Origin of the sequence: Acinetobacter sp. MYb10, from assembly GCF_002980175.2 — a bacterium.
In the GTDB taxonomy this organism is placed as follows: domain Bacteria; phylum Pseudomonadota; class Gammaproteobacteria; order Pseudomonadales; family Moraxellaceae; genus Acinetobacter; species Acinetobacter guillouiae.
This window is the reverse complement of sequence record NZ_CP058272.1, coordinates 2,971,758-2,984,183: the sequence shown is the minus strand read 5'-3', so window position 1 is coordinate 2,984,183 and position 12,426 is coordinate 2,971,758. Positions and strand designations below refer to the sequence as shown.

The 12,426-nt window shown below is 37.8% G+C and carries 9 protein-coding genes and 2 pseudogenes; 2 read left to right on the top strand and 9 right to left on the bottom strand.

From position 1 onward, the window contains the following. Positions 1-35: 35 nt before the first annotated feature. Positions 36-650 carry a TetR/AcrR family transcriptional regulator gene (locus CQZ96_RS13935; protein ID WP_016539535.1) on the top strand — a complete coding sequence of 205 codons (615 nt, stop codon included), beginning with the start codon at positions 36-38 and terminating at the stop codon, positions 648-650. A gap of 103 nt (positions 651-753) precedes the next feature. On the opposite strand, the gene CQZ96_RS13930 is transcribed toward CQZ96_RS13935, so the two are convergent. Next, entirely contained in the window at positions 754-1,320 is a 567-nt protein-coding gene (locus CQZ96_RS13930; RefSeq protein ID WP_105714167.1) for a 5'-nucleosidase, read from the bottom strand. A 158-nt stretch (positions 1,321-1,478) separates the two neighbouring features. On the opposite strand from CQZ96_RS13930, the gene CQZ96_RS13925 reads away from it, so the two are divergent. Then, entirely contained in the window at positions 1,479-2,021 is a 543-nt protein-coding gene (locus tag CQZ96_RS13925) for an NADPH-dependent FMN reductase (protein WP_004723548.1), read from the top strand. A 226-nt stretch (positions 2,022-2,247) separates the two neighbouring features. Here CQZ96_RS13925 and CQZ96_RS13920 read toward each other — a convergent pair whose 3' ends face one another. The 8 genes and pseudogenes from CQZ96_RS13920 to tssF form a co-directional block, all read right to left on the bottom strand. Beyond that, a complete protein-coding gene (locus CQZ96_RS13920) occupies positions 2,248-2,514 on the bottom strand; it encodes a PAAR domain-containing protein (protein ID WP_004723549.1) in 267 nt (88 codons plus the stop codon). 38 nt (positions 2,515-2,552) lie between these two features. Continuing rightward, positions 2,553-3,317, bottom strand: coding sequence for an OmpA family protein (locus CQZ96_RS13915; RefSeq protein WP_392389720.1), 765 nt, complete (start codon positions 3,315-3,317; stop codon positions 2,553-2,555). Positions 3,318-3,321: 4 nt separating this feature from the next. Next, positions 3,322-3,813: pseudogene (locus CQZ96_RS21920) on the bottom strand (type VI secretion system-associated protein TagF); the annotation flags it as partial. Positions 3,814-3,884: 71 nt separating this feature from the next. Beyond that, positions 3,885-4,281, bottom strand: a pseudogene (tagF, locus tag CQZ96_RS21915) (type VI secretion system-associated protein TagF); the annotation flags it as partial. A gap of 34 nt (positions 4,282-4,315) precedes the next feature. Beyond that, positions 4,316-8,221: a type VI secretion system membrane subunit TssM gene (gene tssM / locus CQZ96_RS13905; protein WP_105714164.1), complete on the bottom strand. Its 3,906-nt coding sequence runs from the start codon at positions 8,219-8,221 to the stop codon at positions 4,316-4,318. Between the two features lie 34 nt (positions 8,222-8,255). Further along, complete coding sequence (locus CQZ96_RS13900; protein ID WP_105714163.1) at positions 8,256-9,647, bottom strand: hypothetical protein; 1,392 nt, start codon at positions 9,645-9,647, stop codon at positions 8,256-8,258. Beyond that, positions 9,648-10,640 (bottom strand): type VI secretion system baseplate subunit TssG, encoded by a 993-nt coding sequence (gene tssG, locus CQZ96_RS13895; protein WP_105714162.1) that lies wholly within the window; start codon positions 10,638-10,640, stop codon positions 9,648-9,650. Continuing rightward, complete coding sequence (tssF, locus tag CQZ96_RS13890) at positions 10,604-12,412, bottom strand: type VI secretion system baseplate subunit TssF (protein WP_105714161.1); 1,809 nt, start codon at positions 12,410-12,412, stop codon at positions 10,604-10,606. The genes tssG and tssF overlap by 37 nt, the downstream gene beginning before the upstream one ends. Between the last annotated feature and the right edge of the window lie 14 nt (positions 12,413-12,426).

The window sequence follows — 12,426 nt, the reverse complement described above, 5'->3', positions numbered from 1 at the left end:
ACAATTTAATAATCAGTTTTTCGATTAAAGATGCGATGGAACAAAAAAAGAGTGCTCAAAAACGCCAGCAGCTGCTCAATGCTGCACTTGACGTATTTTCTGTCTATGGTTTCAACGGCGCAAGTCTAGATGAAATCGCTCAATTAGCAGATATGCATAAATCCAATATTTTCTACTACTATGAAAATAAAGAAGCCTTATATGTTGAAGTGCTAACGACAGTTATGCAGAAATGGTTAGCACCGTTGCAGTCGCTTGAGTCAGAATTGGAACCGACAGAAGCTTTGTCACATTACATCATGACCAAAATTGAAATCTCTAGAACTCAGCCTAAAGCTTCAAAACTTTTCGCGTTAGAAGTGATTCAAGGCGCACCACATATTTTACCGATCCTCAAAGGCCCGCTTAAAAAGCTCTTTAAACGCAAAGCTAAAGTGATTTTAAACTGGCAGGCGCAAGGTAAAATATCAGATCAAATCGATGCTGAATTGCTGATTATTAATATTTGGGCATTGACTCAAAATTATGCAGACTTTAGTACTCAAATTGAAATGGTGACTGGTAAAACTTTGCGTAATAAAAGTATGTGTCAACGCGCAATTGAACATACAATCCATATGACTTTATATGGTGTGTTACCGCGCAATTAATCATCCAATATACTTATTGGTTATTTTGGCAAACGGCCATAGAGTTCTATGGTCGCCAAGACTCAATTTTAAACTTTATATAATACTCAAACAAACTAAGTCTTTAATAAATAGACTGATATAGTTTTAACAACTTTTGCGCACCCAATAATAAATTATCTTCCCAATCTAAATGTGCGGTGTCATTTGCACCATCTGTAATGTATTTAATCGAAACTAAACGCACATCTAATTTTTTACAGACTTTAGCCAGTGCATAGCCTTCCATATCGACCAAGTTACAGCTCACTTTGGGTTGTCCTGTTTCAAAACTATCCCCTGTACCACAAACACCCTGCGCTAAATGTGGAAAATACGATTCTAAATGAATTTCGCCTGGAAAATGCTCATCCATTGGCGTAACGCCCACATCAAAACCGAGTGGGGAAACATCCATATCACGTTGCACAAAAGTTTTTACTTCAATCAACTCATGGGCATCGAAGAAAGAACTTCCTGCACTACCTAAATTCAGTATGGTTTTACAGCTGGTTTTTTGAATAACATCGAATGCCGTATAGGCTGCATTAATCTTGCCAATCCCGCTATAGTGGACAGTGATACCTGCTTGTTCAAATAACCCTTTAGATTCATTGGGTAAAGCTATAATCAGTGCAATGTCGTCTTTCATATCTATTCAAAATTAAAATTTTCCTTATTAGAATGGAAATTCAAATCCTGATCAATCTTATTGTTAACTCAAAATTTTAAAATCATATACAAATCACTACTGTACCTATGACCTTGATTGCGCATAATGTTTTAATAGAAAAATAGAGATGAAAATAAATGAATATCCAAATCATCGTGGGCAGTATTCGAGAAGGTCGTGTTGCGATTAAAGTCGCAGAATGGTTACTTAAAGAAATCCAAAAACTCGACTTCAGTACCCTCAATGTTGAAATTGTAGATTTAAAAGAATGGGATTTACCTTTCTTTGCCGGAAAAAACTCACCCGCCTCAGGAATCTATGATCAGCCTAAACAGCAAGAATGGGCGAAAAAAGTTGCTTCTGGAGATGCGTTTATTTTCATTACACCAGAATACAATCACGGCTATAGTCCTGTCCTGAAAAATGCCATCGACTTCGTTTATAAAGAATGGCAGAGCAAACCTTCGGCTTTTGTCAGTTATGGCGGTACCAACGGTTCACGTTCAATTGATCAAATCAAACAAGTCTGTGCTTTTATTGGCATGATTGACTCTAATGCTGTCATTGAACTGCGAGATATTGGACAACGTGGTAAGAGTGAAACCTTTGAGGGAAATGAGTTTGATAATAAAGCAGTCAAATCTGTGGTAAACAAACTCATCCAATATGCCAATGTCTAAAATCACATTGTACGCTTTAGCTTACATCACTTGCATGTATTGACGGCTAGGGAAGTTGAAGCAAATCCCCTATTCTATAGTCATAGGGAACAGGAAGTTTCCCAGACATAAAACAATAATAATCAGTCTGTACATCAGGAAGTGAGGTAGAACAGGAGTTTACCTAGCGAACCAATACGAAAAAGCCCCGTCAGGATGATGGGGCTTTTTTTATAACTTGGACTTTTTAATTTTGCCCAACTGTTAATGACTGATCACCAATACATTTACATCCGCAAGATAAAGGTGAATTATGCTGAGCAGCGGGCTTCCCCATCACCAACATATGATTATCACCTGCAACAATGCTGGCGACACATTTATGCTTGGGACAGGTCGCCTTATCCCCTACACACGCAATCGCTTTACCATCAATCAGAAAAGAAGACTGAGCAGAAATAATTTTTCCACCACCTGTCGTGGGTGACCCTAACGTGATATATGGAAGTGCCATAGTGCCTACCTTTTATTGTTTTGTTATTGAATAAAAATTTATAAAACATCGAACTCAATACGGCGGTTCTTTTTACGCCCATCTTCAGTTGCATTATCAGCAACAGGTTTGGTTGAACCCAGACCAGCTGTGCTTAAACGAGTCGGTGCAATGCCTTTCGTAGTTAAGTATTGCTTCACCGCTTCAGCACGTTGCAAACTCAAATCCTGATTCTTCTGTGGATTACCTTGGCTGTCAGTATGCCCCACAATTTTAACATTTTTACCTTGGACTTTATTTAATGCAACCACCATCTCGTCTAAGATTTGTGTACCTGTTGGGGTAAGTACGGCTTTGCCAGATTCAAACTCAATAATTCGATTTTTTAATGCATTATCAATCACAGATTGCTCAGCAGCATTCACTGAAATTTGTGAATTAAATCGATAAGGTGGTTGAACTAAGGATTGGAATAAACTGGTGGTTGGCTGAATATCAGTTTGCACACCCATTTTCCCAACCAATTCAACTTGCGTGCCTCGTACAGAGAGCTTACCTTGGCTAATCTTCTTTAAATCTGGGGTAATCACACGAGTAACCGAATCACTCCAGCCATTCGGTGCGGATACGGCTCGAATTTGGATTTTATCAACAACTTGATCATCACCATAAACCGCTTTTAATTTCGCCAAGATTGCTTGTTTGGTCATGTCATTCGGCACAGCACCTTCAACCACAATCGGGGCAGCAAACACATTGAATGAACAAAATAAGCTAGAAATAAGCGCAAATTTTTTCAATATTTTGACTTGTTTATTTTTCATATCATTATTCATCTATAAATGTTTGTCTAAAAATTTTCATGCCTTGAACCAGACTCAATTGACGTTCACATAAAGACTGTTCTAGTGCTGCTAGACCTGCATTCTGTTCCAAATAGGCATCAATCCATAACGGTTTGACCAAAGATACCCAATGATCATTTTGCATATTTTGAGTGAAAATATTACTCAAAGCCGTGATATCTGCCCCTTGGAAGCCAAATAATAAAATTGGAGACTCTTGGTGAAGAATACCAATTAAGATCTCTGTATTACTTTTTTCTAAAAAGCGTCCGATTAAGTTGACCCAAAAGGCAGCAATTTCATAGCAATAATTATGATTATTAATCGGTAAAATAAGCACCTTAGATAACTTACTGGTACCGTGTTTAAGCACCGGCTGTAGTAATAAGCCCAAACCCAACATACTTTGTGCCAATTCATAAGGCGTGATCTTCATCATTTGTGCAAATGAATGCATGGTATGATTTTCAAAAAAGTCCTGCGTTTTTAATTCAGGTAGAACCTGTATTTCACGATCAATTTCACCCAGCTTATTGATCAATACTTCAGGATCACGAATGGTTCGGATGCTTCGATTTTTTTGAAATAAATCAATCAATACCAGTTTATATTTAAACGGCGCATAGAGTAAGTTTTGAAAGGGGTGATCAACTTCTAATAACTGGCTTAAAACCATTGGAAATTGACGACCAGAACTGTCTTCACTGGTCACCATATTTGCCGCAAGAAACATTCTTTCCTTAGGGTTTGCGATAAAGAAGTCTAAAGGTGCTAATGATTCATAAGCTTGATTAAAATTTTCTTCTCGCATTGCAAGCTCTAAAGCTTCCGTAATCCATTGATCAATCACTTGAATCAATGAATATTGCCCTTTTGTTTTCAGAAAATCACCACGTGCGGGACATTTTCCATAATACAACGGTGTAGACTTTATCGTTTGCATACTTTAATCCCTCGCGTCAAATCGTTCCCTTGAATCATTGAGCCACTCCTTTTCCGGCAGCATTTGCCGCATTGCCAGCAGGTGCCGCAGTTGGGCTTGCTGGTGCGGTTGTCTGAGGCTTAGGTGCAGCTGCTGTCGGTGCAGTCGCACCGCCAAATGGTGAAGCTGCTGGTGAGTTTGCACTTACGGTAACAGGCGCTGCCTGTGCTGCAACAACCAATGGTGCTTTAGGACTTGTGACTCGATCAACCAGTTTTAATCCAACATAGCCACGATTAGAACCAATTGGATTTGAAGCATTACCACTAATTAAACGGAATTGAAGTTTCACAAACAAATCACTGTTTTGTTTGCTTGCCCATGTCATTTCAAAGCTTCCATTCAATGACTTACGTTGTGCGCTATCAATTAATTTATTGATCCCGTATTCACCCGGCTCATCAAATATGGTATGGATTTGCCCATCTAAATCGATTGCAGTAATACGTGCTCCCGGTATTGCACCAGGATTTGGCCACATGAAGTTAACCCATTGTTGGATGCCATTTTCATAAACCAAGCGCTGCCCATCAATATCAATGGTATAGGACAATAATTTATTGTTAGGGATTGGATAGAATTGGAAATTTGACTGATTGGCTGCAACTGGAGCACCACCTGCTGCTCCCGTAGAAGCACCATTAATTGGTGTGGTATATTGCTCAAAATTCATCACGAATTCAGGATTTAAACCAATACCCATGTTTTTCCATGTCTTCGATGACAACGTATAACCACGACGAATAACGAATGGATCAAGGGTTTCTTTTACAAATTTAGAAATGCTGCCGTTATCACCAAAAATTTGGCTAATTTCACTACTGGTCGCTTGAATGGTTCCAGAAGAGTTAAATGGAACTTTTTGCGAAAGTGTTTGGCTAAATGGTTGGAAAGCCTGCAAGGTCCAAAGTTTATTAATTTCGTCCTGTGCTGGGGTCAACAAACTGTCAAAAGATTGAGTTAATGGACTCACCAACAATTTTTGAACCATTTGCTGATCCAACTCACCCAAACCAACCGTCAATTTTTCATCGACGACTTTTTGAGTGGTGTTGAAAACTGAACTTTGATCATTAATGGTCAGTTTCGCTAAGGCTAAAGCACTTGGACCAAAGTCACCTGCACTGCGTAGATCATTCAGCTTACTTCTGACTTGCGCCATATTCTGTAAATAATCATCCAGCAGTGATTTGTTCTGTAAATCATCACGTTTACGGACCAATTGGTAGAATACTTGGAATTGTTGAGAAATCTGCCCTTGTGCTTGATTGGATGCACGTTGGATATCATCCGTTTTACCTTGACCTAAAACTTTACGCTTAAACCAAGCAATAAAGCCAGTTTGTGGTGCAGCCAGTTCAGCTTGAACAACAGGATTATCCCAACTGGTTTCTTTTGCAACACGGTCAATATAGGTACGGATTGGAGAGTTTTGTGGCTCACCCAACACATCCATGACCTTGGCTTGCTGAACAAAATCAGCACCTTTTGCATAATGGGTAGCATTAATAAACTTCTTCCATTCAGCAATATATTCTTGCTTATACAACTGGGTTAACTGTTTACGAATTTGGTCAGGGCTACCACTAAAAGTTAAATCATCTGACTGGGTACTATTCAACACCCAATCTTTGGTATCTGTTGGCTTATTCGCAGCTTCTTCAATAGCTTTATCGACATATTCATCCCATGCTTTTTGGGTAAATATACCAGGCAATGCATAACCACCGAGCATGACATTACGATTGGTTTCACCGACAATTTGCGCCACCGTCACCGCAGGGAATCGAACAGCCGCGCGCATTTTAATTTCATTATAAACGCGATCACGTGCTGGCATTCCACGTACAACAGAGAGCAACACTTGACGGGTTTGATCGACCAATTGCGCATCAGACTCTAACACTGGAAACTTTTTATCATTGGCTAAAGTCATTGAATAGCTCAATATTTTTTCAGCTTTTTGAATCATTTCGCCACGTGGCATTTGCCCACGATTGGTGTCTAACCATGAACGCCAAAAGCGAGTGACTTGGTCACTTAAATGACTCGCATCCATATATTGTGGATTGCTCATCATCAAATAGGCTTTTAACGCATTGTAGGCATCTTGTGGATTGGTATCAGAAGGTTCTGATGCAATCTGTGTCGAAGACGCTTGTTTAATTTCTACATTGACATGATTTTGCTTAAGCGTCTGCTCATTGCCTTTTACACGTTGTAAATATTGTGCAATGTTTTGCTGACTCGGCGCTAAAACAATCTGTTTCACACCTTTTAAATATTCAGCTTTTAATTTTTCTTTTAAGTCATTGCCTTGATATAGACCAAACGAAAACTTCAATGGGCGATGCTGATCAAAATCATCTAATTGCTCTAAACGTTGTTGCAAAATCAGTAAAGCATCGATTTGGGTAGAGAGCTCTTGACCCGAAGTTTGCTCCATTTGCACAACTTTATTTAAATCGGCTTGAACATCTGCAATCAATTGTTGGTTATTACGATAAGACCATACCCATAGACCTAAAATGATGGAAACACCCAATAATGATGCAATAAACGCCAAATAACGTTTACGTTTTGTGGTCGGGTTAATATGTTGTTTAACTAAGTTTTTATCTTTGAGAATGACTTCTGAGAATAAACCTTTTAAGAAATAGCCATGATTCTGAGAAATTGAATTTTGTGGAATACCATGTTCGCTATTGGGGATTTTAGTCAGCTGAAAATCATCAACAATTTGTTCCGTCATCGGGCTTTCTATCACGCCCTCTTGTAAAGCACTGGTAAAGTAAAAGCCACGGAAGACTGGTTTAAACTGATACGGATTTTCTTCAAATAAAGTACCAATAAACGTTTTTAATACAGGTTTTAAAGTCTTAAATTCAAGTGGGAAAGTCATCACACTTGGTGAAATATTTTGCGCATGACGGCGACTTAAATGGGTGGTACTGACCCCTTTTAATCCATCATATAAAATATTGTAGTGCTTCTCGAAATGTTCTACAGCATTCTGTGATGATTCAGAGTCATAAGGTAAGGTCGCACCCCACACTTGATCAAACTCAGCGGATTCATAACATTCAAAAAATTCAGTGAATCCTGCAATCAAATCCATTTTAGAAAAGACCAAATAAACAGGTGCAAAAATTTCTAAACGTTCAGTTAAGTCTTGAATACGCGCTCTTAAACTTTTCGCCAATTTGATCGATTTTTCAGGGCTTTGACTGACCAACTCAGCCACACTAACAATCACAATTAAGCCATTGATCGGCGCTTTAGAGCGGTTCTTTTTCAGAATATTTAAAAAGCCTAACCATTCTGAATGGTCTTCAGAATACACAGAGTATCGACCAGCTGTATCCAGCAATACCCCTTCTGTTGAGAAAAACCAATCGCAGTTTCGGGTACCACTGAGTCCTGAAGACACCACTTTTTGATGGGTCTCTTCAAAGGGAAATTTTAGTCCAGAATGGTAAATTGCCGAGCTTTTTCCCGCAGCAGGGTTACCAATCACCATATACCAAGGCAACTCATAGAGTGCTGCGTTACCACTTTTATCACCCAATTTAGACTTACGAATCAATTGGATCGAATCTTTCATCTGCTGATTGATCAGATTTAATTCTTCTTTATCTTTTTGTTTTCCATATTCAGCAGTGGTGTCTTGTTGAATCGCTTCAGCCAATGCTTCACCTTGTTCTGCATGTTTACGGCGCTGGATCAACCAGTAGATGCCGTAAATCACCAATCCAAGAATGTAAGCTGCAACCATCATAAAGAAGTACTGACGCGGCACTACACTATATGAAGAAACGAGCGCCACCAGAATCGAAAGTGCAATCACCAGTTTCGGATTTGTGATGTACTGCCATGCATAGCTTAAAATTGTTTGTATCATTTTCTCTATTTCTTTCTAAATTTATCTGTAAGTTCTATGCAAACTCAGTCCCAACAAGCACTTGGGTTTGCTGATGTTCAGCACTATAAACATAACCGTACAACTCATCTTTAAAGTGCAAACTCAACATAAAACCAAAAACTTTGGCTAAGGGTTGGGTATGGCCTAGGCTATTTTTACTGTAAAGATAATGATGCGCTTCAATCGCTGTTTCGGCAAAGTTTTGTTCAAGTTTCTTTAACAGCTTGATCTCTGATGGGTCGTCTAAGACCAAGACAAAGGGCTGTTCTTGATCAAACTGTTCTGCTTGGTCTAAATTCAACTCTTTTAATGTTTTAGATGCCTGATCAGAATTTAAAGCAATTCGAATATACTTTATTGCTTGTAAATTTTGCAATTCGACCTGAGTATTTGTCATACAACAGGTACTGATATACTCAGATGGAATATATTTTTCAGTCATCCACGTCCGATCATCTATGGTTTCTTGATCAATTTCTGAATCTACTGCAATAAACAGTGATGCCTCAGCATCTAGGAGTTGGGTTCTTTTCAGCAACTTAATCCAGTCTTTATACGCAGTTGTTTCCCCCCAATAATGATATTCAGTGCCAAATTGCTGATCGAGAATGCCCAGTTCAGTAAGATAATGATGAACCAATTCTGAAGCTGAACTTTCATCCCAGCTATGGAATAAATTTTCTGGCAAAATAATATGAATATTCAAACGATTAAGTCGAGGTACTGCTTCTGCGACCTGTTGTTCTATCGGCTCATCCTCATAGTCACGATGAGGGTCAATCCAAGCAGGATGCATACGATATTCATGTGCAAGTTTCGCATCATAAAAGAGTGCTGAGTTTTTTAGGTGCTCTGCAATTTGATATAAAGTTTCAGTATTCTGTTCTAATTGCTGCTGAATTAATGCACTTATACGCTTTTGACGACTGGAAAGACTAGATGCCTCATCCTCTAACGGTTCTTCAATCTCTTGAACACGGAATGAAAGAATCGGTAAGCCATAACCATTGACCAATTGCGAATCAAGTTCAGGACTTGCCACATCTTGAAGCTGATCAAGCTGTGCTTCATTTTCGCCTAAGGCACTTAAACTTGTCGCTGAATAAACTTTCAAGTCTACCCATTCAATTTTTTCTTCAACTTTAGCTTCAGTGGTTTGTTGTTGTTCTGAACTTTGTTCTGCCTCAATTCTTTGTTGTTCTTTCTTCTCTTGGCGGCTTTGATAAATCTTTTTTATCAACATTGGGCTTAGAATTAACAAAGTAATCGCCGCTGGAATCACCCCAAAGAAAATCAGAAAATCTTGCCCATTTGGGTCATATTTGATATCACGCCAATAAAACACCACGATTACCGAAACCAGTAATATTGTGCTGACTAAAGTTCCTAAAATTATTTTGATCACTTATGACACTCCAATCAGTGCATAACACGTTTCATCATTGTCACTTTGAGTTTTTGGCATCACAAAGGCACCTTGTGCCAAACCGATTTGTGTTGTTGAACTCAGTTGTAAAGGCTGGACTTCCTCTTTTGCCAAGACTAAACGTAGATCGACAAGTAAGGTGGGACTACACCAACTTTGCAGAATTTTCTTTAACTTCTTACTCAATTTTTTCTTGGGTAAAAATTCTAAATACTGTGCATGGCTCAATGGTCCAATTTGAATCTCAATTTTTCCATCAATTTGTCGAATCGTTTCTCCACAAAAAGTATTTACACCTAACAAAAAGGGTTGCTTGCCTCCCAATGTAGTTTTCTGGTCATCGCCGAGTTTAAACTTTTCGGTAATATATTCTTTGACTTCAACCTGTTGATTGAATACGCAGGTCAGCATTGTCTTTAGTGCATGGGCTGTATTGTTTTGCCCCTGCATCAGCCCAGAAAATTCAGCAAAATAATCGTCTAAATCACTCTGTTGATGTTGTGTTCGAATATAACCATTTAATGCATGCAGGATTTCTAAGTAATTATTTTCTTTCTCAACCTCATAACGTACAGGCAGGTTATAACTTAAACTGGCTTCAACAAATTGAGCTGTAAGCTTATGATTAAATAAGCCTAAAAATTTTTGAACTTCAACACGCTGTTTACGCGGTGCTTGTTTCACTTTATTGGTATAAGTATACGGCATTGCGCCTTGCATACCAGTTAAACCGACAATCAAATTAGTAAGATGGATTTTTTCGTCTTGTTGTTCAAGTAATTCAATTTCATGTTTTGGGAAGTTCAAATTTAATGAACTTTCAAAAAGAAAATCGTCAGACCAATTCTTTAAAACAGCGGTATTGGGCGCATGTCTAAATAATCGTGTGGTTTGGATAAATTCAAAAGCTGTCGGGGTTTTAAAAAGCTCATCAATTACAGAAGCTTCTTGCCACCAACGTTCTGTACGCATTGGTATAACTCCTGTTTTGTATTTAAATCTCGAACAAAAACATCAACAAAACTGTTCATCTGTACTTTTAAGTTAAAGATATGACTGATCAATTCGCTGAAAATATATAAGCTATGCCCTCTAAAAACTTGGACATCTACATCCATTAAAACCTTCACCCCACGTACAAACATTGGAAAGGGTTTGGCTTCAACCAGTTTATTGGTGATTTCAAACTCAATTTTTTTAATTGCATCAATAATTAAATGATTTTCTTTAGATTTTGGTAGGTTATAAAGCTCTAATAATTCTTTAATATGGCTGACAGCATCACCCTTCATTAACGCTAAAGTATTTAATGAAAGATGCGAAATAATACGCCATTGTTCATTCTTATTTTTTTCAAATTGGAACGGTGCAGTAGGTCTTTTTAACACCAATGCACGACGAGCAACGGTACTGTCATTCAAATTCAAGACATTATTTGACTGACCCAAAGCTTCGTGCGGTAATTCACGATTGGAACATAACAATTTACAACTGACAAAATCAGACTTAATACTGTGCGGTTCTAATTGTTTAGAAATAATCGAATAGCCCGTTTCGACATATTGATTTTGTAAAACGGTTGGATTTAATGCATAAAAAAACTGAATATCATCACCGTGATAATGACTCATGGCAAAGAAAGGTAAAATTGGATAAACCACTTGATCTTGGTTGCTTTTTTCACGGATCAAATTCATTTCAACGATTGAATACACTTGATAGAACTCAGGATGATGTGCATCCGTCATCAAAGGATATTCTAAGTTTTTATGATTGATTTTTTGTGGCTCAGCTTGCTTCTCAAACAAATTGACAACAGGGCTGGTAAATAACTTAAAATTTGCCACATTCAATTCTGAATAATTGCGAATAATGGCTTGGTCATTTAAATTCAGTTTTAAATGGATCTGCACTTCAAAACTTAGATTTTCTTCTTTTAATAATTTTAAAAAATCTAAATTCAAATTTAAATAACTAAACTTTTCAGGAAAGCAGAAATATTCGATTAATAATCGGTAAGCATGATGGGTATGTTGATCAACCGGCAATAAACTTTCATTTTCATCAAAACCCATCACTTCAAACGGATTTTTTATCGCCACAACTTTATGATTGATACGAAGACTAAAACTGGTCTCTTTATGAAAGATATGATCTAGAACTTGCAAAGGAAAGTTTGAAATGGCATCCAAATAAATGGGGAGCTTTTCATTTTTCAACCAATTTTTAACAGGGTTTAATAACTCAAATTTTAAATTTAATGTCGCATTTTGGTTTAAATGAATATGTGCACTAGGATTGGTTTGGAAACTCAGGCTTTCCAGTTGGATTGGTAGTAATTTAACTTCAGCACTGGTATTAAACTCACATTGGACACCTTTGAAACTTCTCGATTTTAAAGTGGTTCCTTTGGGAATAATGTGAACATCTGTCAATTGTTTTTGCTTGTTTAAGTCTTCAAAACTCACAACTGAACACGCCGGGAAATGGCGTAAATATTGAGGAAACATCACCTCAAATAAAGAACGTGTAAAGATGTCGTAACTATCAGCTAACTTTTTATCAACACGTGCGGCAATTAAAGAAAATGCCTGTATCAGGCGTTCAATATGTGGATCATCAATTTGTTCTTGATTTAAAGATAATCGTTGTGCAATTTTTGGGTATTTATCTGCAAAGGCACGCGACTGCTGTCCAAATTCTTGTAATTGCTTTTCATAATACGGTAAAAGTTCTTCTATCACGACATACCTACTTT

Excerpts from the sequence above, each read along its gene's own strand:
- tssG (WP_105714162.1), bottom strand. The coding sequence starts at position 10,640 with ATGCGTACAGAACGTTGGTGGCAAGAAGCTTCTGTAATTGATGAGCTT.
- tssM (WP_105714164.1), bottom strand. The coding sequence starts at position 8,221 with ATGATACAAACAATTTTAAGCTATGCATGGCAGTACATCACAAATCCG.
- CQZ96_RS13935 (WP_016539535.1), top strand. The coding sequence starts at position 36 with ATGGAACAAAAAAAGAGTGCTCAAAAACGCCAGCAGCTGCTCAATGCT.
- CQZ96_RS13920 (WP_004723549.1), bottom strand. The coding sequence starts at position 2,514 with ATGGCACTTCCATATATCACGTTAGGGTCACCCACGACAGGTGGTGGA.
- CQZ96_RS13925 (WP_004723548.1), top strand. The coding sequence starts at position 1,479 with ATGAATATCCAAATCATCGTGGGCAGTATTCGAGAAGGTCGTGTTGCG.
- CQZ96_RS13915 (WP_392389720.1), bottom strand. The coding sequence starts at position 3,317 with ATGAAAAATAAACAAGTCAAAATATTGAAAAAATTTGCGCTTATTTCT.
- CQZ96_RS13930 (WP_105714167.1), bottom strand. The coding sequence starts at position 1,320 with ATGAAAGACGACATTGCACTGATTATAGCTTTACCCAATGAATCTAAA.